The sequence below is a fragment of the Solwaraspora sp. WMMA2101 genome (assembly GCF_049179175.1).
Taxonomy (GTDB): Bacteria; Actinomycetota; Actinomycetes; order Mycobacteriales; family Micromonosporaceae; genus Micromonospora_E.
In genome coordinates this window covers 5,926,850-5,953,241 of the sequence record NZ_JBMHMA010000006.1, presented here as the reverse complement: position 1 = coordinate 5,953,241, position 26,392 = coordinate 5,926,850, and the positions used below count along the sequence as shown (strand labels likewise).

Genomic DNA, 26,392 nt, shown 5'->3' with positions numbered 1-26,392 from the left:
ACGGTGACACGGACCCGACGGCTGATGCACGGCTACCCGGTGAGCTGCGCGGCGTCGCCCGGCCCGGTCGGCGGCGGGTCACTGCCGACGATGCGCCAGTCGCCGTTGATCGGCGGCAGAGCCAGGTCTGCCTTGAGGATCGTGATGCCGAAGATCTTCAGGCGCAGCGACAGCGCCCCGGTCAGGTCGAATCCGGCGTAGAGGCCCCACTGTGGTGGCGCCACGGTGGCGTCGACGGCCGCCCGCAGGTACGGGGCGAACTGTCCGGTGACGCCGGCGGCGTCGTACAGCAGCACGGTGAGGTCGGCGCCGATGGTGGCCCGGAAGTCGCCCCGGCCGGCGATGGCCGGCACGAGGTTGCCCTGGGTCGTGGATTCGTGGCGGTTCAACGTCTTCCAGCCGGTCCGCGAGTCGTAGGCCGCGCCGAGCGCGACCTCGCCCACGGTCGACTGGACGGCGTCGATGCTCAGGTCGCCGGCGGCGGTCAGCCGGTAGAAGTAGGTCAACTCGACCGTCAGCACGACCGGCACCGGCCCGATCCACAGGGTGTGGTTGAGCCGCACCTCGGCGAAGGGCAGCCGCAGGGCCTGCTTGCCGGTGTCGGTCAGCCCGTCGAGCTTCGCCTGGACCTGCCAGCCGTACCGGTAGGTGCCGCCGACGCCGACCTCGGCCTGGTAGGGCCGCTGTCCGTCGACGTTCTTCCGGCCGTACGAGAAGATCAGCTCGGGGGTGAAGCCGACCCAGCCCTTGAGTACGGGAGTCGCCGAGTCGACGCCGGTGATGCCCGGCACCCCGGGCAGTGGGATGTCCATCACCAGCATCAGCCCGCCGTCCTCGGTGCGGACCGGGCTGAACACCTGGCCGGGTGGCAGGGTCGGGACGTCGACGACGATGTCCGTGCTCTGATCGGTCGCTGGTACGGGTGGGGCCGGCGGGGTCTGCCCGGCGGGTGGGTCCGGTTGCGACGCCTCCCCCGACCCGGGGGTGGCTGTCGCGGGGTCCGGGCCAACCGGGCCGGATGTGGGTGTGGGTGTGGGTGTGCTGGGCTCCGGTGGGTCGGCTGGGGCCGGGTCGCCGCCGGGTGTCTGGTCCGGTCCGATGGGCGCCCCGTCGGTCGGTGCCGGCCCGGTCGGTGCCGAGTCGGTCGGTGCCTGTGACGTCGCGGGTGACGTCGCCGGTGGGTCCGTCGACGGCTGGTCGCCGCTGTCGCCGGTGGTCGGATCGTCGACGACCGTGGCCGATTCGACCCCGGCGACCAAGGGTGTGACGGTGATGTCGATGTCGTCGGCCTCGACGGTCTCGCGGACCTCGGCGACGCCGAGCGCGTCGGAGAGGGTCGCCTCGCCGAACGACACCTCGATCCGCTCGTCGACCTCCTCGACCTCGTCGACTGTGAACAGCGCCCCGTACGGGGCCGCCGCCGTCGGCGGGCTGGCGATCACATCGCCGGGTCGGATGTCCACCGGAGCCGCTTCGATCCGGTCGTCCGGGGTGAGTACGGCGGTGCCGGCTGCCGGGTCGTAGCCGGTCAATTGCACGGCGCTGGCGTAGCTGGTCTGCTCGGGCGTGCCGTCGCCGCTGTCGGGGGTGGTCCGGGCCACCGTCACGGGGGCCGGTGCCGCGTCGGGCACCGCCGGACCGGTCGGGCCACCAACACCGATCCCGGCGGCGATCAGCGCGACCCCGGCGACCAGGGACACCGCCGCCACGGAGGCGATGCTTCTCGCGGCCGTCGACCGGGGTACTACAGAGGAAAGTCGCACGACGCTCCTTCACACATAGGAGTTACCTACCTGCGAGTAACGCCCGGTCGGGTCATCCAGTTCAGCGCGCACCTGCCGGTCACGTCACACCGGCCGGCGGCGATCGATTCCGGTCAGAGTTCGTCGGTGGTGATCAGCCCGTCCTGCAGGGCCCGGGCCACCAGCGCGGCCTTGGTCGGTGCCTCGCGGCCGACGTTGGCGTACTTGACGCGGACCCGTTCCAGGCAGGAGTTGACCCGGTGCACGGTCAGACGCAGCCGATGGGCGACCATCTCCTTCGACTCGGAGTGGAACCATTCGATCAGCACCTGATGTTCACGTGGCGACAACCGGGGACGTTGCGGGCGTTCGTCGGTGCCGAACGCGCCGGCCAGCGCCGGTGGGGTGTACGGCGTACCGGCCGCGGCGGCGGTGATCGCGGCGACCAGGTGATCGGCGCCCTCGGCCTTGGTGAGGTAGGTGAACGCACCGATGTCGAGGGCGGTCAGGGCGCTGTCCCGGTCGTCGCGCATGCTGTAGACGACGACCTGACGGCCGGCGTCGACGAGCCGTTTCAGATCGCCGTACGCCGGTCCAGTGACGTCGAGCTGCAGGTCGAGGACGACGACGTCGGCGCTCGCGCCGGGGTCGAGCCAGGCGACGGCGACGGTGGGGCCGGCGTCGACGACCTCGATCGGCGGATCGGCCAGTGCGCACCAGGCACGCACCCCGGCGACGACGACGGGGTGGTCGTCCACGACTACCGCTGTGATCATTGTTCTCCTTGCCAGGTGGCCTGGATCCAGCACCGACCGCCGGTGACCATGGTGGACAGCTGCAGCCCGTCGGCGGCGGGCGGCGGCGGCGGGCAAACGGCGACGACGCTGACGGTCACCGACCGGCCGGTGCTGGCCACGGTGAGCCGGGCCGCCGTGCCGCTGCGGGCGGTGGCGAGGGCGGCGATCGCCGGTTCGACGAGTCGGCGGCGCACCGGCGGCGGCAGCTCGGGCCGGGTGCCCCGGTCGGCGAAGGTGACCGTGACACCGTTGCGTTCGGCCAGTTCGATGCAGGCCCGCAGCTCGTGGGCGAGGGAGTCGGCCGTGCCGATGTCCTCGGCGATGAGCCGGCGCATCCGGGCGGCTTCGGCGGCGCAGGACCGGCGGACCGCCTCGTCGCCGGGGTCAAGCTCGTCGCGGGCCAGGCCGTCGAGCAGCGGTACGGCGGTGGTCGCCAGCGCCGCCATCCGGTCGGCCCGGTCGGCGTGCAGGTGCCGGGCGACCGCCTCGGCGGTGCGTACCCGTTCGGCGGCGGCCAGCGCCTTCGCCGACGAGCCCGCCATGGAGCGCAGCACGGCGGCGATCATCGCGATCGCGAGTTGGAAGGCGAGCACCGCCCAGGTGGCGCTGACCGCGCCGGCGACGCTCAGCGCAGCCTCGCCGGCTCCGACGGCCTGCCCGAACGTCATCAGATACTGGGCGGCGAGGACGGCGGCGAAGGCGGCGACCCGGGTGTCCATCATCAGCAGCACGACCTGCCAGCCGGCGTCGCCCTCCGACCAGTGCGCCGGGCCGAGCAGGTACTCCGGGTGTACCGACGAGGTCGCCAGCGCGGACAGCCCGAAGACCAGCGCGAGCAGCGGCAGCCGCCACCGGCCGAGCGGGCGGTCGCGCCAGGTTGCGACGCCCACGACCAGGGTCACCGCCGTCAGGCCGGCCCAGGTGAGCAGCTGTGGCCAGAGCGAGACGTACGCCTCCCGGCCGGTCAGCAGCCGGGGCAGGTCGAGCAGCAGCAGGATCGCCAGGCTCAGCACGACGACGGCCCAGCGCAGCCCCCGTTGGAACGAGGCGGCGATGACGCCCTGGTCGCTGCCGGTGACGTCGGGAACGGCCCGGGGGCAGATCAGGGTGACGGTGGTGCCGTGGCCGGGGCGGGCGTCGATCCGGGCCTGACCACCGACGCGGGTCATCCGCTCGACCAGGGACCGGGTCACCCCGTACCGGTCGGGGCGGACCTGGGCCGGGTCGAAGCCGACGCCCCGGTCGACGATCGACACGGTGACCTGGTCGGGGTCGCGGTCGATCCGGATCTCGGCCCGGTCGGTGCCGGCGTGCCGGGCCACGTTGGTCAGCGCCTCACGGACGCTGCGGCTGAGCGCCACCGCGTCGGCGGCCGGCAGCGACAGTCGGTCGGGGGTGTGCCAGGTGACCTGCACCGCGGCGGTGGCGGCGGCGTCGTGCAGCAGCGGGACCAGCTCGGTCTCGCCCTGGGCGGCGTCCGCCGAGCGTCGCAGTTCCCGCAGGTCGCGGTGGGCCTGTGCGGCGAGCCACGGCGAGTTGCCGGTCAGTACGCCGTTGCCGACCATCAGCAGGGTCGCGGCGGCGGTGTCGTGCAGCGCCGCGAGGTACTCCCGTTCGTCGCGGCGGCGGGCCGCCGCGATCGCCGCCGCCCGGCGCAGCTGCGCGGCGCGGTCGACGGCCCGGTCGGCGGCGCGGGCACCGCGCCGGACGAACCGGTACAGCCCCCAGGACAGGGCCGCCTGCGCCGCCGTCCACGGCCCGATCGCCGGGTCGGCGAGCCAGCCACCGGGGTCGGCCAGGGTCGCGCCGACGAAGTACGCGGCCACGATCGCGGCGGTGCCGCTGGCGAGCAGCGGCCAGTCGACCTGCCACGGGTAGGTGACGACGACCAGGTTCACGACGACGAGGACCCAGGTGGATCCGCCGCGCGGATCGGACACGACGGTCCAGCTCTGGGTGAGGCAGGCGCCGCAGACCACCGCGACGTCGACCAGCGGCAGCCAGCGACGGGCCCGCCGGGAGCCGCGGGCCAGGGCGACGGCGTAGCCCAGGCTCCAGGCGTTGAGCGTCAGCACCACGGCCACGGCCACCGCCGGGTCGGGCGCGGTGCCGAGGGCCAGGTAGACCGCGCTGGACAGTCCGATCACGACGGTACGCAGACCGAGCGCGTACCGCAGCCCGTGACGGAGAAGCCGCTGTTCCACCGCGCCCGGCACGGCCCTGATCGTATCGACGCCGCGCCACGCTCCGCAGCGCCGACGGGGGTCGAACGACCATCACCGACCCACCACCAGCACAACTACTCTCAATGACACGGGCGGGACGGTGAGTAGTCTCATGGGGGTGTCATGGCAACGGGGATGCTGCGCTGGGCGGCCGCGACAGGAGTCACGGTCGTACTGATCGCGCTCACGGTGACCGTCGCCGTCCAGGCGGGGCAGATCGATCAGCTACGGGACGATCTTGTCGGGGCGCAGCGGACCGCACAGGAGTCCGCCGACGGCACCGACGAGCGGCTGGACAGCCTGGACGGCCGGCTCGCCGCGGTCGAGGACGACAACCAGCAGGCCTTCGACCCGCCGGCGGTCGCGGCCGCCGTGCTGCCCAGCGTCTTCCAGGTGATCGCCGACGACTTCTCCGGCAGCGCGTTCGCCGTCGCCCGACCTGGGGAGGCAGCGTCCGGTGAGAGCGCGTCCGGAGGCACCGGCCGGACCAACGTCCTGACCGCCTTCCACGTGATCGAGTCGGTGTGGACGGCCGACGACAGGTCGGTACAGCTGGAACAGGACGGCAAGCGGTACACGGCGGTGATCGCCGACGTGGACCCGTCACAGGACATCGCCCTGCTGAGGGTCGACGCCGTCTACGCCGGTCTGCCCGCCGCCGTCGGTCCGCCCGGCCCCGGCGAGAGCGTCCTGGTCGTCGGCGCACCGCTCGGACTCACCCAGACCATCACGACCGGCGTGGTCAGCGCCGTCCGGGACCGCACCGACGGCCCCGGGTCGGTGATCCAGTTCGACGCGCCGGTCAACCCCGGCAACTCCGGCGGTCCGGTCATCAACACCCGCAAGGAGGTCGTGGGGATCGCCAACGCGAAGGCGCGGGACGCGGAGGGCATCGGGCTCGCCGTACCGATCCGGACCGCCTGCGAGACCTTCCACGTCTGCTGATCGATCTCATCGGAGGAACCAATGTCGTACCCGTACGGGCCGGACGACACGCCGTACCGTCCCCCGACGGCCCCCGCCCCTGCCCCGGCCCCACCGATCTCCGCCCCGCCAACCCAGCCCTTCCCGGTGCAGCCGTCGTACGCGCCGGTCTCGCCGCCGGTGCCGCCGTACACGCCGGCAGCCGCGCCGGCAGCCGCGCCGGCCCAGTCGTACGCGCCGGCACCACCGCCGGCCGCCCCGAAGGGGCGCGCCACCATCGCGCTGGCCGTCGTGTCGGTGCTGCTGCTCGTCCTCGGCGCGGTCGGCTTCGGCCTGTACGTCGACGAGCGCGGTGAGCTGCGCGACACCCGGTCCGACCTGACCAGCCAACTGCAGGAACAACGCGACATCGTCACCGAGCAGGAGGAGAAGATCGCTGAGACCGAGGCGCGGGTGGGCGAGCTGACCACCGAGCTCGACACCACCAAGGAGAACCTGGCCGGGGTCACCGAGGAACGCGACGTGCTGCTGCCGTGCATGCGACGGGCGCAGGAGATGTTCGACGCCGCACGGGCCGGCAACGAGAGCAAGATCGAAACCGCCCTGCGCCAGGCCGACACCGCCTGCAGCAGGGCCCAGGCCGGAGTGGACTCCTGAGTTGACGATCACGAATGAACAACGCCGCTCGCCGGTGACGGCACTCCTCGTGGCCGGCGCAGTGGTCGTGATACTCGCCGTGGTCACGGTCGTGCTGGTGGTGGCGGTGACCAGGGGCGGCGGACCCGCCGACGAGTTCGAGCAGGCCGCCGAGCGGTTCCACAGCCGCTACGAACCGTTGGCGCGCCAGCTCGAGACCAACCTGGACCGGGCCGGTGCCGGAATGTTCGACCCCGGACTGGCGACCGCGCAGCAGGACGCCCGGGCCCTGGCCGACCTGTTCGACGAGTACGGCACGGCGCTGGCCGCCATCGAGTTCCCCGCCGACGCCGAACAGGCCGCGACCCAGCTGACGAACGCCGTCGAGGCCGGCAAGATCCTGTGGGTCAACGCCGCCGGGTTCTTCGACAAGGGTCCGATGGAGTCGATCCTCGACGAGCTGCAACCGCAGACCGAGGCGACGATCGCCGACCGCGAGGAGGCGCTACGTCAGGCGCTCGGCGGCGGGTAGCGTACGCGGCATGCTCGGAACGGTTCTCCATGCCCCCGGTGACGTGCGGGTGGAGCAGCGCAGGGATCCGCAGATCGTCGCACCCACCGACGCGATCCTGCGGCTGACGGCCACCTGTGTCTGCGGATCCGACCTGTGGCCGTACCGGGGAATCGAGAAGATCACCAGGCCACGGCCGATGGGCCACGAGTACGTCGGCGTCGTCGAGGAGGTCGGCGCCGAGGTGCGCGGCGTCGCGCCGGGGCAGTTCGTCGTCGGCTCGTTCATCGCCAGCGACAACACCTGCGAGATCTGCCGGTCCGGCTACCAGACGCACTGCGTACGGTCGGAGTTCGCCACCCCGACCGGCGCGCAGGCCCAGTACGTGCGGATCCCGCTGGCCGACGGCACCCTCGTCGCCACCGCCGACGCCCCGGACCCCGACCTGCTCCCGAGCCTGCTCGCCGCCTCCGACGTGCTGGGCACCGGCTGGTTCGGCGCGGTAGCCGCCCAGGCCGGGCCGGGCCGGACGGTCGCCGTCGTCGGTGACGGCGCCGTCGGCCTGCTCGGCGTCCTGGCCGCCCGGCAGCTCGGCGCGGACCGGATCATCGCGATGAGCCGGCACCCGGACCGGCAGAAACTCGCCCTGGAGTACGGCGCGACCGACATCGTCGCCGAACGCGGCGACGACGGTGTCGCCCGGATCAAGGATCTGACCGACGGCCTCGGCGCGCACTCGGTCGTCGAAGCCGTCGGCACCCGGGAGTCGCTGATCCAGGCGATCCGCGCCGCCCGGGCCGGTGGGCACGTCGGCTACGTCGGCGTCGCCCACGACGTGCGGCTGACCGGGATGGAGCTGTTCCAGTCCGGCGTACACCTGCACGGCGGCCTCGCCCCGGTGCGCCGCTTCCTGCCCGATCTGATCGACCGGATCCTGCGCCGGGAGATCGACCCGGGCAGGGTCTTCGACCTGACGCTGCCGCTGCGGCGGGCCGCCGACGGCTACCGGGCGATGGACGAACGCCGCGCCATCAAAGTCCTGCTCCAGCCCTGACCGGGTCGACATGACGGTGGCGGGTCGGCAGCCCGAGCAGCGGGTTGGCCACGCCCCAGGCGGCGCCCCGGCAGACCAGTTCCTTGTAGGCTGCGGCGGGCCGGCCGGTCAGCACCGCCGGCCTGGCCCGGTCGTCGGCGGTGACGTACTGGATCAGGCCGTCGCGGCGGCCCAGCGAGACGCACTGGTTGTAGTAGCGGATCGGGACGGTCGGCAGCTTCCCGCCGGTCAGTCGGGCGGCGATGGCGTCGGCGGCCTGCCACGCGGTCGGCACGCCGGAGGCGCACGACATCCGCAGCGGCTTACCACCCGGGCCGATCACGAAGGCGGCGTCGCCGACGGCGGAGACGTCCGGGTGCGACACCGACCGCATCATGTCGTCGACGACGATCTGGCCGCTGTCGGCGAGCGTCAGTCCGGTGGTACGGGCGATCGGGTGGACGGCGAACCCGGCGGTCCAGACGGTGACCGCAGCCGGGACGGCACCGCCGTCGGCGGTGGTGACCCGGTCGGCCTCGACGCTGACGACGGCGGTGTGCTCGTGCACGGTGATGTCGAGCCCGGCGAGGACCTTGCGCAGATGCGCGCGGCCCTTCGGCGAGAGGGTGCCGCCGAGGCCGTCGCGCACGGCGAGGGCGACGTCGAGGTCGGGGCGGGCCTCGGCGATCTCGGTCGCGGCTTCCAGGCCGGTCAGGCCGCCGCCGACCACGATGACGGGTTGCCCGGCGGCGAGGCCGGCCAAGCGCTGCCGCAGCCGCAGCGCGCCGGGCCGGCTGGCGATCTCGGCGGCGTGTTCGGCGACGCCGGGGACGGCTCCCGGGTTCCAGCCGCTGCCGAGGGCGTAGACGAGCGTGTCGTAGCCGAGCGCGTCGGTGCCGGTGTGGTCGGTGACCGTGACGGTTCTGGCGTCGACGTCGACGCCGGTGACCGTGGCGAGGCGCAGCTCGACGCCGGTGCCGGCGAACATCTCGCGCAACGGCCGAAGCTTGAGGTCCTGGCCGGTCGCCAGCTGGTGCATCCGTACCCGCTCGACGAAGTCGGGCTCGGCGTTGACGACGGTGACGGCGACGTCGTCGCGGTGCAGCCGCCGGGCGAGGCGGCCGGCGGCAACGGCTCCGGAGTAGCCGGCGCCGAGGACGATGATGCGGTGTCGCATGTCCTGCTCCTGTCTGTCTGCACGGGGTGTGACAGCACCTGAACCGGGCAGCCCCGCGTTTGCTGACGCGGCAGCGGCGTGAAGCACCTCACACGCTGTGTCAGAAGGCGGTGAACAGCGGTTCCCCGTGGTCGACGGCCGCCCAGGACGCGCTGGCCCGGTGCAGCTTGTCCGGGTTGACCTGGCTGTGGATCGCGGCCACACCGTCGGCGGTGACCTGCAGACAGATGACGCCGATGACCCGGCCGTCGACGACGACCACGACAGCCGGGTCACCGTTGGCGATCCACGCGTACAGCTCGGGCGTGCCGCCGAGCAGGGCGCGTTTGGCCGGGCCCGGGGTGAACAGGCCACGCAGGAACTTCGCGACCGCGACGGCACCGACCACCGGGGCGACCCGGGCCGGGACGTGCCCGCCGCCGTCACCGATCGAGACGGCGTCGCCGGTGAGCAACTGAACCAACGGCTCGACCCGGCCGCTGGTGGCGGCGGCCAGGAACTCTTCGACGACCCGCCGGGCCGCGGCCCGGTCGACCTCGGTGCGGGCCCGGCCGTCGGCGAGGTGCCGCCGGGCCCGGTGCAGGATCTGCTGGCTGGCGGCTTCGGAGACGCCGAGGATGCCGGCGATGTCGCGGTGCGGGTAGTCGAACGCCTCCCGCAGGACGTACACGGCCCGCTCGTGCGGCGACAACCGCTCCATCAGGGCCAGGACGGCGTACGACACGGATTCGCGCTGTTCGACGGTGTCGGCCGGGCCGAGCATCGGGTCGCCGGCGAGCAGCGGCTCCGGCAGCCACTGACCGACGTACGTTTCGCGGCGGGCCCGCGCGGAGGTCAACTGGTTGAGGCACAGGTTGGTGAGGACCTTCGTCAGCCAGGCCTCGGGGACGTCGATCCGGTCGACGTCGGCGGCCTGCCAGCGCAGGAACGTCTCCTGTACGGCGTCCTCGGCCTCGCTGGCGGAGCCGAGCAGGCGGTAGGCGATCGCCCCCAGGCGCGGCCGGGCCGCCTCGAACCGGTCGACGTCGTCCCCCGTCAGGGCCATGGCCCCGATCGTAGGCCCGGCCGTCGACCGGTCGTTAGACTCGCCGGCCATGGGCCTGCTCACCTTCAGCTTCAACGTCACCCTGGACGGTTGCGTCGACCACCAGGAAGGGATCGCTGACGACGAGACGCGCACCCTCTTCACCCGTCTCATGGACGAGTGCGGAGCCATGCTGTGGGGTCGCGTCACCTACGAGATGATGGAGGGCTACTGGCCGGCCGTCGCCCGCGGCGACCAGGCCGCGCCGCCGGCCATGCGCGAGTGGGCGGTCAAGCTGGAGACCAAACCCAAGTACGTGGTGTCGTCCACCCGTACCGACTTCCCGTGGACCAACAGCCACCACATCGCCGGCGATCTGCGTGCGGGCGTGCAGAAGCTCAAGGACGCGACTCCGGCCGGGGTCCTCGTCGGCAGCGGCACGCTCGCGACCGAACTGGACCGGCTGGACCTGATCGACGAGTACCAGCTGCTGGTCCATCCCAGGATCGCCGGCCACAGCCCGACGCTGTACCAGGGTGGGCTGCCCGGCACCCGCCAGCTCGAACTGCTCTCGGCGCAGCCGCTGCGCAACGGCGCGGTGGCCCTGCACTATCGCCGCGCCCGCTGAATCACCGGGTACGGTCAGCAGAACTCGACCGGGTCACCGGAGTGGATGACGCCGGCCTCCAGTGGGCGGGCGTACACCCCGGCGCACGGCAGAACGCCGACGCCCGCCAGGCGCAGCCGGCACCTCGACGACGATGTTGGGCCGGAAACGCCGGCTGTCGACCGGCCGACCCGAGTGGGCCGCGAGGCCGGCCAGCGTCGCGGTCGTAATCAGATGCAGAGGCGCGAAGTCGAAGAACGTGCCGGGTGGGGAGCCGGCGGCCAGCACGGAGCTGGCGGTCTGCGCGTGCGACAGGTCGTCGTCGGTGCGTACCTGGTCCGGGTCCATCCGTTCGATGGTCGTGCCCGGCGCGGCCCGGTCGAGCAGCCGCACGTCCCGGCCCAGCAGCGTGGACAGCGCCGGATCGGGGCGGCCGGTCACCGTCACGGTCCCGGTCGTACCGTCCGCCATGATCAGCCGGACCGCCGGGGTGCCGGCGGCGTCGGGAGGCAGCAGCGTGGACCGTACGGTCAGCATGTCCCGCCACAGCCGCGGGTTCTTGGCGCTGGCCACCTTGCCGGTGACACAGTCGAGCACGGCGAACGCGCGGTCACCGGCGATGCCGGCCTCGTTGACGTACGCCCGGTCCAGGTTCTCTCCCAGCATCGACTTGACCGGATAGCGCGACAGCTGCCGCACCGTGCCCACCCGACGATCGTGACCCATGCCCAGGAACCTAGCCGAGGATCTGTAGCAGTCGGTCAGCTCCTGGTGAGGTTCGTGACGAGGGTGCGCAGCCAGGGCTGCGCGAGTGCGTGGTCGCGTCCCACGGCGCGGGCGACGGCGTGGCGGCCCGCCCGACTACGGCCGTACGCCACCAGCGCGGCGGCCTCGGCAAGGGCCTGCCGGGTACGCTCGTCACGGCCGGGTCCGGTGTCTTCGGCCAGCCACCGGTCGGGGTACAGCGAGCGGGTCAGCTTCACCTGATGGTCACCGAAGTACGACCACACCCACGGATCCAGCGACACGTTGGTCACGGCTGCGGCGGGCAGCGTCCGGGTCCAGTCGGCGTGCTGCTGCCAGCGGTACGTCTTCGGGCTGGTCCTGGTCCGGCGGGTGACGCCGACGAAGCGCAGCTTGCGGCGGATGACCGGCCATGGCTCGCGTTCGGCGTCGATCCAGTCGCGCAGCAGGGTGAACAGTTCGGTGAACGTCGCACCCCGATGCACGACGTCTACCAGGACCGCCGGCCGGTCCCGTCGGGCCAGCGTGTGTGGCGTCAGCCCGACCGCGGCGAGGAACCGTCGCCCCTGGGCCACCTCGGCGCGGGTCAACGGACGCCGCCGCCACCGGCTCCCGGACCTCACTGCCGGGCGCTGGAACGACAGCGGCAGCCGATGCAGTCGCTGGACGCCGACGAGTCCGGCGAGGACTCCGCCGAGCAGGTCGAACATCGAGTCCAACGATCTGCCGACGAAGTACAGGTCACCGTTTCCGCTGCGGGCCAGCACCTTCCCGGTGCAGGTGACGAGCTCATCGAGGAACCACAGGTCCGGCGGCGCGGCACCGTCGAGCAACGTTCCGAGTTGGTCCGGTGTGACCAGATCCCACCGGAACGGCAAACTCTCCTGCCAGGTCCGCACTACCAGGTGAAGCCGACCGTGAACGGGGTGTTGACCGGGCTGCCAGCGCTGTTCAGGCAGGTCACGCCGACGTTCATGTCGGTGGTGCCGACCGGGTGCCAGTACTGCACGTGGCAGTGCGCGTCCTGATAGCCGAGCGCGTACGCCACGGCGTGCCCGGAGTAGTCGATGATCTGCGGGAAGACCATCTCGTACCGTCCGGTGCCGGTGCGGGTGACGGCGTAGTCGCCGCTCACCGAGCTGTCGTTGGTCCAGGTGATCGCCGGTGCCGGCCCACCCGACGGGTACGTGTCGTCGACCGTCGCCAGCGCCGTCGGGGCGATCTGCTGCAGCAGGTTGTGCACGGTCCAGGTGATGGTGAACCGGGAGTCGACAAAGGCTCCGGAGGCGTCCCGGCACCGCACCCGGGCGATCCCGTCGGCGAGGTACGAGTCCACCTTGCACTTCACGGCCGCCGACGTGTAGGCGGTGATCTGGTAGAACGTGGTCTGCGTCTGGGCGGCCGAGGCGGGCAGCTCCACCGCGTACGAGCCGGGCGCGTCCCGCGCCACCCACGGGGTGCCGCCGCCGGCGTCGTAGCGGTACCAGCCGCTCGGGGTGTACATCGGCGAGGTCGGATTGTTGGACCAGAGGTACGACACGCCGTCGACGGCGAGCGTGGAGCCGCTGGCCTCGACGAAGTTCGCCACGAAGTACGCGTCCTGCCGGGTGCCGCTGGCCCCGAAGCAGTAGACGTTGACCAGCAGATCGGCGCCGGACGGATACCAGGAGCCCACGGTGCAGAATCGGGCCGCCGCGCCGTACGCCTGGGCGTGGACCACTCCCCCGCCGCCGGTCACCAGCGAGCCGAGCCCACCGAAACGCACCTGGTAGGCGCCGGCACCGGACCTGGTGACGGTGATCGGCCCGCCGCCGGGATTCTTGGCGTACGAGTAGTAGGTGTGGCCGCCGGAGGTCCACGTCGGCACCGTGTAGCTGGCGACGGTGGGGCTGCTGACCCACACGTAGCCGGTGACGGCCGGGGTTGCGGCCGCCGAAGCCGGCGCTGCCACCGCGACGGTGGCGACCGCGCCGACCGCTGCAGCACCGAGGACGGTCGCGATTCGTCGGAGAAGCCCACTGATCATGGCCCCGACGCTAACCACCGCCGTCAACCGTCCGCGCCGGTCACCTCGCGTCCCGGGTGACCGGCTGACCCAACGGACCGATTCCGATCAGCCCACTGCGGTGACGATGTCGGCGACCTGCTGGGGCATGGACAGGAAGGGCGTGTGGGACGCGTCGAGCGCCTCGACGGACGTCGGGTTGTCGGGGAACGCGGCGTCCGCGTCGACGATGAACTTCTGCTGGAGCGCGGGCCTGATCGCCATGTCCTGGGCGCAGGTGACGTAGGTGCGGGGGACGGAGCCCCAGCCGGACCGGGTCAGGGCGGTGGCGCCGAGCGCGATACCGGCCGGCGCGTCGGGGGTCAGCAGTGCGATGGCCGCGTCGGCAGAGTCTGGATCGATGTCGCCGAAGAACACGCTTCGAAGCTGCTGACGGTAGCCGGGCTCGACGGACCCGACGTCCAGCCTGAGCGCACCGACCGCGACGGGGTCCGCGCACAGCGACGGCCCGATGAGTTCGCCGGCGTTCTCCGGCATGTCGATGTAGGCGATCGCCGGTAGGCCCGACGCCGGCATGAACGCCGTCAGGTACACGGCGTGGGCGACCAGCTCGGGTGCCTGCTCGGCCACCCGGGTCAGCACCGTGCCGCCCATGCTGTGCGCCACCACCGTCACCGGGCCGCCCCGGCCGACCTGCTTGAGCTGCGCGACGAGCAGGTCCCCGGCCTGGTCGAGGTCGACGGCGGCCACCGGGGAGACCTCGGTGGCGATCGCCTGCGGGTCGAACGGGCGCGCGTAGACCGAACGGGGCCGCCGGGCCCGCAGGCCGTGTCCGGCCATGTCCACCGCGACACTGGCCCGCCCGGTCGCCGCGACGCGGGCGGTGACTTCACTCCAGCACCAGGAGCCGTGCCAGTATCCGTGCAGGAACAACAACGGTGTCGACGTACTCATAGGAATCCCTCTGTGAGACGCGCTCAGCTGATCGGTGGAACCGCCGGGCCAGGGGTGTCGACGACCCGCCGTGAGCGTACTCTTCCGTACGACGCCTCCGCAGACGAACCGAGCCCCCTGCTCACAGCCGAACTGCCAGCCGCCGCAGCAGGCGTACGTGCTGCGGGTCGCCTCGACGTGCGTGATCCAGACGCCGTCCGGTGACAGGCTGACCTGCGCGCAAGCCGTTACGGAACTCGCCGGCAGGCGCGGTCGTGGCTGGCAGGTCCGCTCGGCCGGTGCCGGGTCGAAGGGACACCGCTGGTACGCGTGGGCATGGATCGCCACCGCCTCACCCCGCCACCACCTCCTCGTGCGCAGTCACCTGGCCACCGGCGAACTGGCGTTCCACTACTGCTTCGTGCCCGAGGGGCAACCGGTGGTCGTGTCGCGGCTGGTCCGCGCCGCCGGGCTGCGGTGGCCGGTCGAGGAATGCTTCGAGTTCGGCAAGGACCACTTCGGCCTGGACCAGTGCCAGGCCCGCCTCCACGACGCGATCGCCCGGCACACCGTACTGGTCATGGCCGCTCTCGCCGTCTGCGCGGTCACCGCCGCGCGGTTACGCCACCGCACCGACAGCCAGGCACCCCCACCGGCCACACCCGACCAGCCGCCACCGGCCGAGCCCGGACTGATCCCACTGACCGTGCCCGAGATCGGACGGCTTCTCGCCGACGTCCTCCACCACCCACAACCACCCGACCACGCCCTCAACTGGCTGACCTGGCGACGACGACACCAGGCCCGCGCCCGCTGGTTCCACCAACGCACCCGCCTCAACCGCGAATACGCCCTGGTCAACTAGCAAATGGCGGCTGCCGTACTAGGCCGGCTCCGTAACGCTTGCGCGCAGGTCAGCCGATGACCCGACGACAAGCTCCCTGGTGAACGTCGAGGCGACCCGTCCGGCGAGCAGCGCCAGCCGCACCCCGATCGGTGCACTCTCGACTGTCAGCCGGTCGGCCCATATCGTGCCGCGCCGCCCGCCGAGCAAGATGGCCGGGTGAAGGCGTTCGTGGGGGTCACCGACGGCGAGTGGCGCAGCTTCCTCGCCGCCCGGCCGCAGATCAACGAGGTCAACTTCTGGCGGCCGGGCGGCGGCAGTTTCAAGGTCCTCAATCCCGGCGAGCCGTTCTTCTTCAAGAGCCGCTACCCGCACAACCGGATCGTCGGCGGCGGCTTCTTCAGCGGGTTCGCGAAGCTGCGGCTCTCGGAAGCCTGGGGACTGTTCGGCGAGGCCAACGGCGCGGGCTCCCTCGCCGACATGGCCCGCGACATCGGCAAGTACCGCAAGGATCCGATCGGCCCTGGCGAGGACCCGGTCATCGGCTGCATCTTCATCCGCGACACGGTCTTCTTCCCCGAGGGCCGGCAGCCGGAGCCGCCGCCGGAGTTCTCGCCGAACCTCACCCAGGGCAAGACGTACGACCTGTCGTCGGGCACGCACTTCGAGTACTTCGAGCACCTGACGAAACTGCTGCTCGGCGGGGAGGTCCACGTCGACCCGGAGGGTGCCTGGCACCGGCCGGGGCCGGTGTTCGGCGACCCCCGGCTCCGGCCACAGCGCCTCGGGCAGCAGTCGTTCAAGGCGGTCGTGCTCGACACATACTCCCGGCGCTGCGCGATCACCGACAGCAAGCTGCGGCCGGCGCTGCAGGCCGCGCACATCCGCCCGGTGGCCGCCGGCGGCGAGCACCGCATCGACAACGGCATGCTGCTGCGGGCCGACGTACACATCCTCTTCGACCAGGGCTACCTGGGCGTCGACCCGAAATACCGACTGCTCGTCAGCCGACGCCTGCGCGACGACTTCGGCAACGGCGAACAGTTCTACGCCCGCGCCGGCACCCAGATCGCCGTACCCGAGCAGAAGGCCCGCCGCCCCGACCACGGCCTGCTCGAATGGCACACCGACACAGTCTTCAAGCGCTGACACTGCAGCCCACCCGGCAGTCTGTCCCATGGTCCGTGCACCGGGTGCCTACCGGAGGTCATGGCTCCCGTTGTTCACTCGCTGTACGGTCAGGGTAGCCAAGACGGTCCGATGGGGAGGATGTCGGCGTGAGTTCGGTTGAAGAGGTCAAGGCGGGGGTCGCCCGGTTCGGTGACGAGGTCGGCCAGCAAGTCGGCGCGATCCGGGCCAGCGCGGAAGCCCTCGACCGCAGTACGGCGGCGCTGCGCGGCATCACCAGCGGGTCCAGCCACTCGCAGGTGTCCGAGACGATCGCCAAGGTCGAGCAGGCGAAGCAGAAGCTGGCCGAGGCGGCGGCGCTGACACAGAGCGCGATCGAGTCCAGCCGTGGCTACACCGCGAGCTTCTGACCGGCTGGGAGGATCACCTGATGTCGACTGTGATCGTGCCCGCGGGGCTGAGCATGGGTCCCCGCTACCGGTACGTCCGCCCGCCGGACCCGACGCCGGAGTGCTACGAGGTGCATCTCGGTGACGACCTCGTGGAGCTGACCGAAACCGAGGCCGCCGTCTGGGCCGCCGCCTTCCTCTACCCGGACCAGCACGCGAAGCTCACCGTCAACCGCGATTCCCTGGTACGCATGCTGGAAACCGCCCCGAAGCCAGAGCCGCACGCCGCACGCTACGTCGACGACCTCATCGCCCGTGGCCTGCTCGTCGAGTTCGACCCCGACGGCGACCTGCAACCGGTCTTCAGCCGCCACAAGCTGCTCCCCCTCGCCCAGGGCCTCGGCACCACGCCCGAGGAACCCGACCTGCACCGCATCGGCGTCGGCGACAAGGCGGCGGTCGCGGTGCCCATCCAGGTCTACACCCAATGGTCGTACGCCTTCCTGCACGCCAACTTGTGGGATGCGTGCGCCTTCTACGCCGACCAGTCGGAGGAGGAAGCCGCCGGCGAGAAGCTGATGGACCTGACGGCGGCGGGGGTAGCCCGCGACGTGGCGATCAACCTCCCGATGATGGTCGTCACCGGATGCGCCTTCTTTGACCCGGTCGTCCAGACATGAGGTACGGCCGGAAGCAGCGCAAGGGCCAGCAGCAGGCCGAGACCTTCGGCCAGCAGTTCCGCCGGGAGTTGTCGAAGGAGTCACTTGGCAAGCTGGCCGAGCTTGGCGGTGCAGCCGTTGGCATGCTGCTGGGGTTGGCCTCGACGAAGGCCGGTCTCCCCGTGCCGCCGTCGACAGCAGCGACCGGTGGCGCGATCGCGGGCGCGATGCTCGGGATCCTGGGCAAGTCCGCCGCTGGTACGGCCGTCGACCGCATGATGAGCCGGAAGGCCGACGAGGGCAAGCAAGAGACATCGGGCGGCAAGCCACCAACGCCGATCCTGGGTACGGGTAAGCCGAAGCAGGTCCTTCGAGCCGTCGATCCGGCGAGACAGGAGCCGCGACGCGCACCACCACACCGGCCGCGTCGGCTGACCCAGCCTCGCGCCGGGTCGGAGCCCGGGTCGGCCGGCGGGTACATCGGGAGGCTCCGACAGATCCTCGACGAGATCGAGACCCAGCAGGCCAAGCTGGCAAACGTTGCGAACGCGATGCGGGCCAGCCAGCTCGGCCTAGCGCAACTGCTTGCCGGCGGACGGCAGGACCGCACGCAGGAGATCTACACGTGGGCCGAGCTGTCCCGCGCCAACATCGAAGACGCCGCCGTCCTCACTCACCAGGCCAAGGAGAGTCTGAAGGGATATCTGTCCAACCTGTAACTTGCTGGACCGAGCAGTGCTCCGAGCGCGGCAAATCTATGGCAACTCATGGCAATATCAGCAGAGAGGAGCCCCAGGTGGAGGCAGCCGATCTCAGGCGTGTGTAAACTCGCGATGTGGCTTCAAATGATCCCCCAGAGTGGTCAGCACTGGTTGCAGCCAACCTAGTGAGAATGGACGAGATCCCAGAATGGGAAGGGCTGGGCATATCGCCAGCCGAATTCAGGAGAATGAACCGCACAGTCGGCACCGCCATGCCAACCCCCGCCCGCTGCAAAGAATGGATCGAAGCGGGAATACCAGCAGAACACATTCGGGTATACGAGTACGCCCAAGCGTCGCCAGCAACCATCGCTCCACACGGTTCGCAGTTGGCCAATCAAAATCCATGGGAAATCGTTAGGGCGATGGGCCTTTTGGCCGACTCCGAGGCGCAAGTGCCAATCGAAATCATTGCCGAGTATGTAGAGGGGGGCGATCCGCCGCACACTGCGGTCTTCCTAGAAGGCGATCAATACCCCATGACCGAGCCAGCGCTGTATCGAGCAGTCGATCCGCCCCACGCCCGCTTCCAACGAGTAGCCGCTCCACCCATCTCGTGGTCGGTCGCGGCGACGGTTATCCGATCTGGCCGATCCACTGACTCACTCTTCACACTGCCATCCCTCCTCGCCGCTCCCAATGCGCCAGTGATGGGTGCATGTCACAATCGACAACGTATCAATCGACTTCTCGCAAGGACGCCTCCCGGCCATGACGAAGCAGGAATTCCCTGGCACGTCGGCGCCCTCTACCCAGCACCCTACGATCCAGTCTACGACTATGACGAATTGATTGGCATTGCAACACAAGAGGGACACGTCGCGTGTCTAATGCCGGGATATTTCTACCTCAGATCGCTCATTGAGGCACTAGCCGACAATGGCATTTACTTCGTCGTGCCGATTGTCGGTGAATCCGACCTTCGCTCTGACCCCGATTCAGAACCCGATCTTGGCGTCCGGTTTCATCGGTACCGCGAGCTCAAACCGCTGCTCGAAAACTCGACACCACCCGGAATCAATTGGAGGTGGCCCGCGTGGCGCGGCCGTCGATGATGGTTGCCGCCGCATCGATACTCAACCCCGTTTGAGTATCGTCCGAGCTATGCACGGACAGCAGATGCGGATGCGCTGACCAACCTGCTACACATCTCAGTTGAAACGTCCGTTAGCGCGCGCTTTCCAGAGCTCCTGGCGTGCTTCCTTGGTATCCAAGGACTCTAGTCCGCGAACCGCCCAGGAGCGCAGCGAAGGATCATCCCCATACATCTGATCCACCAGGATCGGCAACGCCTTCGCCGATCGCGCCTGCCCTATAAGCTCCAAGAGCCAACATCGCAAACCATGATCATCCCGCTCGGCCACAAACTCAGCGATCAACTCGTCGACATGCTCAGCAGCGTGCTGCAGGAGAAGGTGGAAGCCCTCTTCCCGAGCCTGCGGATCGCGACGACGCATCAACCGCATCGCCTGGCGAAATCGAGCCGTCACGCACTGAAGACTATCGCCTACCGGCTTTCGGAGCGGGCGGCTCACTCGTGGCAGACCTCCACGCAGGAAGCGTTCGTTCCGGTCGGTGACGAAGACACAACGCCGGGCACGCCGACGACCAGGCCCCCGGCCTGAGCGCGATCATGGCGTTGCGGACGACGTTCGCCGATACGTTGTGCTCAGGGCAGAGCTGCGACGTCGACGGCAGCTCGGCGCTCGGCGGCAGGTCGCCGGGCGCAATCAGCCTGCGGGTGTGGGCGACAAGCTCGACCCACCTGGCGCTCGGCGGCACCGTCGATACCCCCTAATCAGCACTGTCGCCAACTCGGCTCAGGTACCGGACGCACAACCTGGTGTCGGGCCGCGTCGAGGACTTGGCCGACCCAGGGTGCGCGCTCCTTCCTCGGCAGGAGCAGGAGCGACAGGCTTATAGCAGGCCAAAGATCAGGCGTTGTCCGATCGATCGGCGACGAACACGCCGAGGCCCTGCCTGCCGACGAGTTCGCCGGACTCGATCATCGAGTCGACGGCACGGCGTACGGTTGCCGAGGTCGTCGAGTGGTAACTAATCAGGTCAGTTGGTGGCGGGGATCCATGGTCGGCCGGAGGTCAGTTGCGTGAGTGCGTCAAGTAGATTGACGCCGTGTTTGCCCGCGGTGGCGAGGTAGGACCGCAGATGGCAGAAGTGTTCCGCGCCGGTGAAGGTGCGCATGGCGCCGGATATCTTCTGTCGGACCTTGACCATGCGGACCTCACGCTCGGCCGCGTTGTTGTCGAACGGACATCGCAGGTCGTACGCGAACCGCAGGTAGTCATCGATACGCTCGTGCATCCGCCGGGCCAGGGCGTGGAGTTTGCGCCCGACCGGGGCCCGCGCACCGGCGTGCTGCTTGACCCCGACCAGCGCGGCGTGGCGGAACGAGGCGACCCCGACGGCGAGGACGTCCACCGGCACCCGGTCCCGGCCGGCGGCGCGAGCGGCCTCGGCTGCGGTCTTGAGGTCCAGCAACGCCCGGATCGCCTGCCCCGCCCAGGTCGCGTCCGGATCGAGCTCACCAGCGGCCACCAACTCACGCAGCAGATGCGCGCAGCACAACGCATGCGTCACGCCCGGGTAGCAGTCATACGGCGCCCACGCGTCATGCACGGCGACCCCGGCGAACGACGGCAGCACCCCACCGCCGTCCATCGCCTCCCGGCCACGACGGCGGTGCACGTACAGCAGGCTCAACCTGTCGGTCGACACCGAATGGACCCAGTGCAGACGACCGGCGACCCGGAACCCGGTCTCGTCGAAGTGCGCCAACCGCGCCCGGGCCAACGCCCGGCGCACCACGGCCAGGAAGTCACCCTCCAGACGACGCGCGGCCCGGGCGGTCAACGCCGCGACACTGCCCTGCGAGACCGGCACCCCGAACAGATCACCCACCGCCCGCGCGACACGTTTCTGCGCCCCGAACTGCGCGACCAGCAGATACACCACGACCGCCGCCAGCCGGGGACCGTACTGCACCGGCGCGTCCACCCCGACGGGCGCGTCCGCACAGGTCACCGCCGCACACCTACACCGCCGCGCCACGAGACGATGCTCGACCACCCGGGCAGCGACCAGCGGAATCTCGAACACCTGACGCCGGGTCACCCCGACAACCGCCGCACCAGCCAGGCCGTCACCACACCCGCCACACACCACCGGCTCATGGACAACCGTCTCGTCCGGCACGTCGACCTGCCGCAACGTCTGCCCCCGGTGACCGTCCTGACCACCCACGCGGCGTCCCGACCGGCCCCGCAACGACCTCGGCGCGGGCTTGTCCAACCCCTGCGCCGACGGCGGGAGATTCGAGTTCCTCGGCGTCTGACCCAACCGACGCCGCAACTCGGCGTTCTCCGCCTCCAAAACCGCGATCCGCGCATCCCGCTGCGCGACGGCCTCCTCCAACGCCACGAGCCGCTCCAGCAGCTCCACGATGGATGGCACGTCAGGCACCCGGACATCCTGCCCAACAACCCCACCAAGATCAAACCAGCCCGAACCGGCCGACCTGATTAGTTACGTCGAGTGAGGTCTATTCACAGGCGATCCTGTAGAAGTGCAGCCCGATGGCACAGGAGATCGTTTCTGTGAAGGTCGCGAGCGGTCTGCGGTAGTCGGTGTGCAGGATTCTCCAGGTCTTCAGATTCGCGATGACCTGTTCGACGACCCAGCGGATCTTGTTGACCTGCCTGTTGTATTCCTTCTGCCACTCTGTGAGCTCGCCGCCCTTGGGCTTCTTGTACGGGGTGATCATGCCGTTGCCGACGTATCCCTTGTCGCCGATCCAGCCTGCAGGATTCAGGCTGACGAGAACACCGGTGTCGTTGATCGCGTACGAGTCGTGGTGGTTGCCGGTGACGGGATCGGAGACCCAGACGAGCGCGCCGTCGAGGGTGCAGGCGACCTGGACGCTCATGCCCGTGGTCTTGTGCTTGCCGGAGTACAGACAGCGGTCCGTGCGCCATGACCAGCAGGGGAACAGGGTGCCGTCGACGATGTACTGGACGGTCGGGTCGAGCTCGTCGGCGGTCGGCACGAACCCCGCCAGCACGCGGTCGAGGACCGGGGTGATGGCGGTGACCGCCCGTGAGATCGTCGACTGGGAGACGCCGTGCGCCTCGGCGATCTCCGCTTGGACGCGGTTGCGCCGCATGTAGGTCAACGTGACCACGAGGGCGCGGTAGAGGCCGAGGATCGGTGGCCACGGTTCCATGCCCAGGTTCCGGCATTCGGCGCGGACCAGCACGCAGAGGTCGCGGATCTGATCGGTCGTGAAGCCGGTGGTATGATACATGTTCGGCGGTCCGCTTTTCTTTGGTTGTTGTGTGGTAACTCCATCCTATGGGAGGGCGGGCCGTCTCATTTATCAGGGGGTCCACTGTGGGCTATCGAGGCCCTGCTGAATAAGCCTCAGTGTTGCTCCATCAGCTTCCGAGTGGTCGGAATCCGGTCGCCCGGCTTCAACAGCCCTGCTTTGACCTGCGCACGGAGGTCATCACGGATCGATTTCCAAAGGGGCACAGCGTAAGGCATGATCCGAGGTCACCACTCCAAGCACCCGAGTAGTTGGGCAACGAACCCAGCGTAGCCAAGACCACGGCCAGTCGAGCCGTTCGCAGGTACAAACGCAGGCTTCCAGCTACGACCCACCGGTGGCCTCGTTGGCATCGACGACGAAGACACCGACACCGGGTACACCGACGACCAGGCCTTCGGCCTTGAGCGCGATCATGGCGTTGCGGACGACGATCGCCGACACGTTGTGTTCGGCGCAGAGCTGCGACGTCGACGGCAGCTTCGCGCCCGGCGACAACTCGCCGGTCTCGATCTGCTTGCGGATGTGGACGAGGAGGCCTACCCACTTGGCGCTCGGCGGCATCGCCGGCCCTCCCCTGATCAGCGCTGTCGCCAACTGGGCCGGTAGCGGCCGACCCATCAGGCCACCGTCAATACCCCGCCCGCCGCAAGAGTCCGAAGCCCACCTTATCGATCGGCAGGGGTCAGACCTGCGTCTCGTTCGGGTCGGCGACGAAGACGCCGACACCTGGCACGCCTTCGACGACGCGCTCGACCTTCAGCGTGTTGATCGCTTGTCGGACGACGATGGCCGAGACGCCGTGCTCACGGCCAAGCTCGCTGGTCGATGGCAGCTTGTCGCCTGGAGCAAGCTCTCCGGTGGCGATCTTGGCGCGGATGCCGTCGGCAATCTGCGCCCACTTCGGTTTGGCGGGCATTGTCTACTCCCAGATCTGCACCTCACATTCGACCATGAATCAGTGGGTATGGCAAGTGATGACCTGCGAACTTGCTCGTACATCACTTGTTATATACGATGACCGAGCAACCCGCTCCCAGGTCTGCAAACCCGGAGCCAGTTGCGCCGCAAGAAGCCCGGTCGGCCGGCGCCGCCTGTCGGTCGGCCGGGTGCGTCAACCTGCCCGCCACCTGCGACAACAGTCGCATCAGCGGCGGGTGCCATCTCCACGCGTACGGGAGGCAACGTCCGGTGACACCCGACCCCCGCCCCACCCCGACCGTCCCACCACCACCCACCCGGCTGCGCCCGGCCGGCGACCAGCGCTCCGCGACCTACTACACCCGGTACGCCCGCAGCCGCGTCGTCGAGGCGCAACGCACCATCGACAGTCACACCACCTCGGCGTACACCGGCTGTTGTCTCGGCTGTGGACGGCCCGGACCGTGCGCGGACCTGACCGAAGCCGAAACGACGATGCACCGCTACCACCGACTGCCGTTCCGCCGGCCCGGCGCGACCCTGCTCGACCCCGGCCGGGTCGCCGACACCCCCGACCGGCCCCGCTTCTCCTGGCTGAGCAGGTCGGCATGAGCACCCGGGAGTACGCCGCCGACGCCGCAGCCCTGCAGGTCGCCGCCGACACGATCGGCGCGCTGCGGGCGGTCTGCCTGGCCCTGGAGACCGCCGTCACCCACGTCACCGAGCAGCTCGGCGACGCCCACACGCTCGCCCCGGACGCCCGGCTCGCCGTCGACCGCTACGAGGAAGCCCTGCACCAGGCGTGGGAGGCGTACGGCGAAGTCTTCGACGCCGTCACCGTCGCGCGGCCGCAGCTGCCGGGCAGCCGCCCGGTCGGCGTCGCCGCCATCATGCGCGGTCTGCGGACCGCCCGCGAGCACGCCGTCCACGCCGCCGGCACCACCGGCGACGCCCGACCCCGGGTGCTGGCCGCCGCCGACCGCCTGGCCCGCAGCGACGACCCGTACGCCCAGGCCGCCGCCGCCCGGCTGCGCACCGCCCTGGCCAGCCTCGACCAGCTCGGCGGCAGCCTCGGCGTCGGCACCGGCGCCCTCGACCGCTACTTCAACGCCCTCGCCAACGGCTACGACCCGCCGCAGCAGCGGCTACGCCGGCTGGCCGCACGACGCCCACTCACCAGCGTCCCACCCGCCACCGCCGACACCGACGACGGCGATCCGCCCGGCGACGCTGCCGACTCCGCCGGGCATCAGCCACCGACCGAGGTACGCGGCCTCGCTGCCCGTACCGCCGCGTCGCTGGTCGCCGCCGGCCGGCACCACGTCAGGTTCCGCACCTTCTGGCAGCTCGTCCGCCACCACATCTGGGAAGACGCCTTCCGCACCTGGAGGAGCCGGTGACCAGCGCACCCACCGCCGCCCTGACCTACCTGGTCGCCGGCCAGACCGGCGCACACGAACGCCAACTCGCCCGCTTCGACGACGACCAGTGGCAGGAGTACCTCGACCTGCTCAGCGGACTGTTCGTGCTCACCGTCGACCGACGCTTCCGGCCCGGCGAACCGGCCGCTGTGATCCGCTTCGTCGCCAGCGTCCGGGAACGCTTCGACCCCGCCGGCACCGCCATCGACCCGACCGTGGCGGAAACCCTGATGTACGCCGCCCTCGGCCAACACGACACCCTGCCCGCCACCGCAGAGACCATCACCGCGCAGACGCTGCTGGTCGTCGCCCTGGTCACCGACGAAGGACTCAGCCCGGCCGGCCTGGCCGACCTGATCGACGACACCACCACGATGATCGCCGCCGAGCCGGACGACCGGCCAGCCGCCGTCACCCCGGACGGGCCGGCCGCGGTCACCCCGGACGGGCAGCCGGCCGACCAGCAGCAGCCCGACGACCACGGGCACCAGCCGGCTGATCCGACCTGATCAGGGCGGCGATCGACGATTCGACGGCGGCGGTGTCCAGCGGCTCACCGATGGCGAAGTGTTGCAGCAGGACACCGTCGACAAAGACAGCGACCGCGTACGCCGCACGGTCGCCGGTCAGCGGCGTCAGGATCTCGCAGAGACGGTCCCGCCAGGCGCGGGCCAGTGGCCGCAGCTCGGGGCTGCGGGCTGCGGCCAGGTACAGCTCCAGCTCGGTCAGCGCCCGGCCCCGGTCGGCCAGGTACTCCCCGATCAGCCCGGTGAGCCGGGCCGGCAGGTCGGTGCCGTCGCCGAGCTGATCGGCCCAGCGGCGCAACTCGGCCTCGACGTCCGTCTGCGCCTGCCGCAGCCCGGCCACGATCAGATCGGCCAGGGTCGGAAAGTAGTAGGTGGTCGCCCCGAGCGGGACACCGGCGCGGGCGGCGACCGCCCGGTGCGTGGTCCGCCCGATGCCGACCTCGGCGACCACCTCCAGGGTGGCGGCGGCCAGCGCCCGGCGGCGACCCTCCGGATCCCGGGGCCGCGCCGGACGGCGGTCCCGGCCGCCGGACGAGCCGCGAGCCGGGCTGCTGGCCGCGCCACCCGGGTCGGCGGTCAATGGGCACCGCCCAGGTTGAGCACCACCACACCGGCGATGACCAGCCCGATCCCGGTCACCTTCGCCAGGGTCAACGGCTCACCCAGGAACGTCGCGCCGATCGCGGCGATGGCCGCCGTGCCGAGCCCGGCCCACAGCGCGTACGCGACACCGACCGGGATCGTCTTCACCGCCTGGGCGAGGCAGGCGAACGCGGTGACGTACGCCGCGACCAGGGTGAGCGTCGGCCACAGCCGGGTGAACCCGTGGGTCGACTTGAGCAGACTCGTCCCGATCACCTCAGCGGTGATCGCGGCAGCGAGGAACACGTACGCCATGATCGTCTCCTGTTCTTGTACACACGTACATGTACAAGCGTACAAGAAAGGGGGTGGGCCGGCAGCGGACATCCCCGGCCGACCGCCGGGTGAGTAGCCGCCGCACGGATTTGAGCGGCGCGCCACTCACGCCAACCTCCGGGAT

Annotated in this window: 29 protein-coding genes and 1 pseudogene; 15 read left to right on the top strand and 15 right to left on the bottom strand. The window is 70.5% G+C overall.

Annotated features, from left to right (window positions below):
• Positions 1–32: 32 nt before the first annotated feature.
• The 3 genes from ACN28F_RS28140 to ACN28F_RS28130 form a co-directional block, all read right to left on the bottom strand.
• The gene (locus ACN28F_RS28140) at positions 33–1,709 is read right to left on the bottom strand and encodes a hypothetical protein (RefSeq protein WP_421360474.1); all 1,677 of its coding nucleotides are present in this window, start codon (positions 1,707–1,709) and stop codon (positions 33–35) included.
• A gap of 167 nt (positions 1,710–1,876) precedes the next feature.
• A complete protein-coding gene (locus tag ACN28F_RS28135) occupies positions 1,877–2,518 on the bottom strand; it encodes a response regulator (protein WP_289205465.1) in 642 nt (213 codons plus the stop codon).
• Positions 2,515–4,755 carry an ATP-binding protein gene (locus ACN28F_RS28130; RefSeq protein WP_421360471.1) on the bottom strand — a complete coding sequence of 747 codons (2,241 nt, stop codon included), beginning with the start codon at positions 4,753–4,755 and terminating at the stop codon, positions 2,515–2,517. Before ACN28F_RS28130 ends, ACN28F_RS28135 begins: the two co-directional genes overlap by 4 nt.
• A 132-nt stretch (positions 4,756–4,887) precedes the next feature.
• Here ACN28F_RS28130 and ACN28F_RS28125 point away from each other — a divergent pair, with 132 nt between their 5' ends.
• Genes ACN28F_RS28125 through ACN28F_RS28110 form a run of 4 tightly spaced genes read left to right on the top strand, consistent with a single transcriptional unit; the run spans position 4,888 to position 7,889 of the window.
• Complete coding sequence (locus ACN28F_RS28125; RefSeq protein ID WP_289205463.1) at positions 4,888–5,709, top strand: S1C family serine protease; 822 nt, start codon at positions 4,888–4,890, stop codon at positions 5,707–5,709.
• A gap of 21 nt (positions 5,710–5,730) precedes the next feature.
• Positions 5,731–6,345 carry a hypothetical protein gene (locus ACN28F_RS28120; RefSeq protein ID WP_289205462.1) on the top strand — a complete coding sequence of 205 codons (615 nt, stop codon included), beginning with the start codon at positions 5,731–5,733 and terminating at the stop codon, positions 6,343–6,345.
• A gap of 34 nt (positions 6,346–6,379) precedes the next feature.
• Positions 6,380–6,856 (top strand): hypothetical protein, encoded by a 477-nt coding sequence (locus ACN28F_RS28115; RefSeq protein ID WP_421360469.1) that lies wholly within the window; start codon positions 6,380–6,382, stop codon positions 6,854–6,856.
• A gap of 10 nt (positions 6,857–6,866) precedes the next feature.
• Entirely contained in the window at positions 6,867–7,889 is a 1,023-nt protein-coding gene (locus ACN28F_RS28110) for a zinc-dependent alcohol dehydrogenase family protein (protein ID WP_421360467.1), read from the top strand.
• On the opposite strand, the gene ACN28F_RS28105 is transcribed toward ACN28F_RS28110, so the two are convergent.
• Both ACN28F_RS28105 and ACN28F_RS28100 read right to left on the bottom strand, forming a co-directional pair.
• Complete coding sequence (locus ACN28F_RS28105; protein ID WP_421360465.1) at positions 7,867–9,045, bottom strand: NAD(P)/FAD-dependent oxidoreductase; 1,179 nt, start codon at positions 9,043–9,045, stop codon at positions 7,867–7,869. The two genes, ACN28F_RS28110 and ACN28F_RS28105, sit on opposite strands and share 23 nt — an antisense overlap.
• A gap of 100 nt (positions 9,046–9,145) precedes the next feature.
• On the bottom strand, positions 9,146–10,090 hold the full coding sequence (locus ACN28F_RS28100; protein WP_421360463.1) for an RNA polymerase sigma-70 factor: 945 nt from the start codon (positions 10,088–10,090) through the stop codon (positions 9,146–9,148).
• Positions 10,091–10,139: 49 nt separating this feature from the next.
• Here ACN28F_RS28100 and ACN28F_RS28095 point away from each other — a divergent pair, with 49 nt between their 5' ends.
• Complete coding sequence (locus tag ACN28F_RS28095) at positions 10,140–10,697, top strand: dihydrofolate reductase family protein (protein WP_289210926.1); 558 nt, start codon at positions 10,140–10,142, stop codon at positions 10,695–10,697.
• Positions 10,698–10,730: 33 nt separating this feature from the next.
• On the opposite strand, the gene ACN28F_RS28090 is transcribed toward ACN28F_RS28095, so the two are convergent.
• The 4 genes from ACN28F_RS28090 to ACN28F_RS28075 form a co-directional block, all read right to left on the bottom strand.
• Positions 10,731–11,402 (bottom strand): MOSC N-terminal beta barrel domain-containing protein, encoded by a 672-nt coding sequence (locus tag ACN28F_RS28090; RefSeq protein ID WP_421360461.1) that lies wholly within the window; start codon positions 11,400–11,402, stop codon positions 10,731–10,733.
• A 35-nt stretch (positions 11,403–11,437) separates the two neighbouring features.
• Positions 11,438–12,298 carry a hypothetical protein gene (locus ACN28F_RS28085; protein ID WP_421360459.1) on the bottom strand — a complete coding sequence of 287 codons (861 nt, stop codon included), beginning with the start codon at positions 12,296–12,298 and terminating at the stop codon, positions 11,438–11,440.
• Positions 12,299–12,318: 20 nt separating this feature from the next.
• Entirely contained in the window at positions 12,319–13,446 is a 1,128-nt protein-coding gene (locus ACN28F_RS28080; protein ID WP_289205455.1) for a hypothetical protein, read from the bottom strand.
• A gap of 87 nt (positions 13,447–13,533) precedes the next feature.
• Complete coding sequence (locus ACN28F_RS28075; RefSeq protein ID WP_289205454.1) at positions 13,534–14,379, bottom strand: alpha/beta fold hydrolase; 846 nt, start codon at positions 14,377–14,379, stop codon at positions 13,534–13,536.
• Positions 14,380–14,527: 148 nt separating this feature from the next.
• Here ACN28F_RS28075 and ACN28F_RS28070 point away from each other — a divergent pair.
• The 7 genes and pseudogenes from ACN28F_RS28070 to ACN28F_RS28040 form a co-directional block, all read left to right on the top strand.
• Positions 14,528–15,223 (top strand): annotated as a pseudogene (locus ACN28F_RS28070) (IS701 family transposase); the annotation flags it as partial.
• Between the two features lie 198 nt (positions 15,224–15,421).
• Positions 15,422–16,351 (top strand): HNH endonuclease, encoded by a 930-nt coding sequence (locus tag ACN28F_RS28065; RefSeq protein WP_289205452.1) that lies wholly within the window; start codon positions 15,422–15,424, stop codon positions 16,349–16,351.
• A gap of 128 nt (positions 16,352–16,479) precedes the next feature.
• A complete protein-coding gene (locus ACN28F_RS28060) occupies positions 16,480–16,740 on the top strand; it encodes a hypothetical protein (protein ID WP_289205451.1) in 261 nt (86 codons plus the stop codon).
• A gap of 20 nt (positions 16,741–16,760) precedes the next feature.
• Positions 16,761–17,399, top strand: a complete 639-nt coding sequence (locus ACN28F_RS28055; RefSeq protein WP_289205450.1) for a hypothetical protein — start codon at positions 16,761–16,763, stop codon at positions 17,397–17,399.
• The gene (locus ACN28F_RS28050; RefSeq protein ID WP_289205449.1) at positions 17,396–18,097 is read left to right on the top strand and encodes a hypothetical protein; all 702 of its coding nucleotides are present in this window, start codon (positions 17,396–17,398) and stop codon (positions 18,095–18,097) included. Before ACN28F_RS28055 ends, ACN28F_RS28050 begins: the two co-directional genes overlap by 4 nt.
• A gap of 173 nt (positions 18,098–18,270) precedes the next feature.
• A complete protein-coding gene (locus ACN28F_RS28045; RefSeq protein WP_289205448.1) occupies positions 18,271–19,194 on the top strand; it encodes a hypothetical protein in 924 nt (307 codons plus the stop codon).
• A 288-nt stretch (positions 19,195–19,482) separates the two neighbouring features.
• Complete coding sequence (locus ACN28F_RS28040; RefSeq protein ID WP_353850443.1) at positions 19,483–19,764, top strand: hypothetical protein; 282 nt, start codon at positions 19,483–19,485, stop codon at positions 19,762–19,764.
• Positions 19,765–20,203: 439 nt separating this feature from the next.
• Here the strand turns inward: ACN28F_RS28040 and tnpC are convergent, their stop codons facing one another.
• From tnpC to ACN28F_RS28020, 4 genes are all read right to left on the bottom strand, one after another.
• Complete coding sequence (gene tnpC / locus ACN28F_RS28035; protein ID WP_289205446.1) at positions 20,204–21,619, bottom strand: IS66 family transposase; 1,416 nt, start codon at positions 21,617–21,619, stop codon at positions 20,204–20,206.
• Positions 21,620–21,698: 79 nt separating this feature from the next.
• A complete protein-coding gene (locus ACN28F_RS28030) occupies positions 21,699–22,460 on the bottom strand; it encodes a transposase family protein (protein ID WP_289205445.1) in 762 nt (253 codons plus the stop codon).
• 345 nt (positions 22,461–22,805) lie between these two features.
• Complete coding sequence (locus tag ACN28F_RS28025) at positions 22,806–23,102, bottom strand: winged helix-turn-helix domain-containing protein (protein WP_416631669.1); 297 nt, start codon at positions 23,100–23,102, stop codon at positions 22,806–22,808.
• A gap of 64 nt (positions 23,103–23,166) precedes the next feature.
• Entirely contained in the window at positions 23,167–23,400 is a 234-nt protein-coding gene (locus ACN28F_RS28020) for a winged helix-turn-helix domain-containing protein (RefSeq protein ID WP_289205443.1), read from the bottom strand.
• A gap of 272 nt (positions 23,401–23,672) precedes the next feature.
• Here ACN28F_RS28020 and ACN28F_RS28015 point away from each other — a divergent pair, with 272 nt between their 5' ends.
• The 3 genes from ACN28F_RS28015 to ACN28F_RS28005 are packed head-to-tail and all read left to right on the top strand — an operon-like array spanning position 23,673 to position 25,332.
• Positions 23,673–24,014, top strand: coding sequence for a hypothetical protein (locus tag ACN28F_RS28015; RefSeq protein ID WP_289205442.1), 342 nt, complete (start codon positions 23,673–23,675; stop codon positions 24,012–24,014).
• Positions 24,011–24,802, top strand: a complete 792-nt coding sequence (locus ACN28F_RS28010) for a hypothetical protein (protein WP_421360455.1) — start codon at positions 24,011–24,013, stop codon at positions 24,800–24,802. The genes ACN28F_RS28015 and ACN28F_RS28010 overlap by 4 nt, the downstream gene beginning before the upstream one ends.
• Positions 24,799–25,332, top strand: a complete 534-nt coding sequence (locus ACN28F_RS28005; protein ID WP_421360453.1) for a hypothetical protein — start codon at positions 24,799–24,801, stop codon at positions 25,330–25,332. Before ACN28F_RS28010 ends, ACN28F_RS28005 begins: the two co-directional genes overlap by 4 nt.
• Here the strand turns inward: ACN28F_RS28005 and ACN28F_RS28000 are convergent.
• Positions 25,259–25,930, bottom strand: coding sequence for a TetR/AcrR family transcriptional regulator (locus tag ACN28F_RS28000; protein WP_421360452.1), 672 nt, complete (start codon positions 25,928–25,930; stop codon positions 25,259–25,261). The two genes, ACN28F_RS28005 and ACN28F_RS28000, sit on opposite strands and share 74 nt — an antisense overlap.
• The gene (locus ACN28F_RS27995; protein ID WP_421361545.1) at positions 25,927–26,250 is read right to left on the bottom strand and encodes a DMT family transporter; all 324 of its coding nucleotides are present in this window, start codon (positions 26,248–26,250) and stop codon (positions 25,927–25,929) included. Before ACN28F_RS27995 ends, ACN28F_RS28000 begins: the two co-directional genes overlap by 4 nt.
• Between the last annotated feature and the right edge of the window lie 142 nt (positions 26,251–26,392).

What these genes read in the sequence shown, in the direction of transcription:
- ACN28F_RS28135 (WP_289205465.1), bottom strand. Translation starts at nt 2,518, where the DNA reads ATGATCACAGCGGTAGTCGTGGACGACCACCCCGTCGTCGTCGCCGGG.
- ACN28F_RS28125 (WP_289205463.1), top strand. Translation starts at nt 4,888, where the DNA reads ATGGCAACGGGGATGCTGCGCTGGGCGGCCGCGACAGGAGTCACGGTC.
- ACN28F_RS28120 (WP_289205462.1), top strand. Translation starts at nt 5,731, where the DNA reads ATGTCGTACCCGTACGGGCCGGACGACACGCCGTACCGTCCCCCGACG.
- ACN28F_RS28110 (WP_421360467.1), top strand. Translation starts at nt 6,867, where the DNA reads ATGCTCGGAACGGTTCTCCATGCCCCCGGTGACGTGCGGGTGGAGCAG.
- ACN28F_RS28105 (WP_421360465.1), bottom strand. Translation starts at nt 9,045, where the DNA reads ATGCGACACCGCATCATCGTCCTCGGCGCCGGCTACTCCGGAGCCGTT.
- ACN28F_RS28100 (WP_421360463.1), bottom strand. Translation starts at nt 10,090, where the DNA reads ATGGCCCTGACGGGGGACGACGTCGACCGGTTCGAGGCGGCCCGGCCG.
- ACN28F_RS28095 (WP_289210926.1), top strand. Translation starts at nt 10,140, where the DNA reads ATGGGCCTGCTCACCTTCAGCTTCAACGTCACCCTGGACGGTTGCGTC.
- ACN28F_RS28090 (WP_421360461.1), bottom strand. Translation starts at nt 11,402, where the DNA reads ATGGGTCACGATCGTCGGGTGGGCACGGTGCGGCAGCTGTCGCGCTAT.
- ACN28F_RS28080 (WP_289205455.1), bottom strand. Translation starts at nt 13,446, where the DNA reads ATGATCAGTGGGCTTCTCCGACGAATCGCGACCGTCCTCGGTGCTGCA.
- ACN28F_RS28075 (WP_289205454.1), bottom strand. Translation starts at nt 14,379, where the DNA reads ATGAGTACGTCGACACCGTTGTTGTTCCTGCACGGATACTGGCACGGC.
- ACN28F_RS28055 (WP_289205450.1), top strand. Translation starts at nt 16,761, where the DNA reads ATGTCGACTGTGATCGTGCCCGCGGGGCTGAGCATGGGTCCCCGCTAC.
- ACN28F_RS28050 (WP_289205449.1), top strand. Translation starts at nt 17,396, where the DNA reads ATGAGGTACGGCCGGAAGCAGCGCAAGGGCCAGCAGCAGGCCGAGACC.
- ACN28F_RS28045 (WP_289205448.1), top strand. Translation starts at nt 18,271, where the DNA reads ATGGACGAGATCCCAGAATGGGAAGGGCTGGGCATATCGCCAGCCGAA.
- ACN28F_RS28040 (WP_353850443.1), top strand. Translation starts at nt 19,483, where the DNA reads ATGATCATCCCGCTCGGCCACAAACTCAGCGATCAACTCGTCGACATG.
- ACN28F_RS28030 (WP_289205445.1), bottom strand. Translation starts at nt 22,460, where the DNA reads ATGTATCATACCACCGGCTTCACGACCGATCAGATCCGCGACCTCTGC.
- ACN28F_RS28025 (WP_416631669.1), bottom strand. Translation starts at nt 23,102, where the DNA reads ATGGGTCGGCCGCTACCGGCCCAGTTGGCGACAGCGCTGATCAGGGGA.
- ACN28F_RS28020 (WP_289205443.1), bottom strand. Translation starts at nt 23,400, where the DNA reads ATGCCCGCCAAACCGAAGTGGGCGCAGATTGCCGACGGCATCCGCGCC.
- ACN28F_RS28010 (WP_421360455.1), top strand. Translation starts at nt 24,011, where the DNA reads ATGAGCACCCGGGAGTACGCCGCCGACGCCGCAGCCCTGCAGGTCGCC.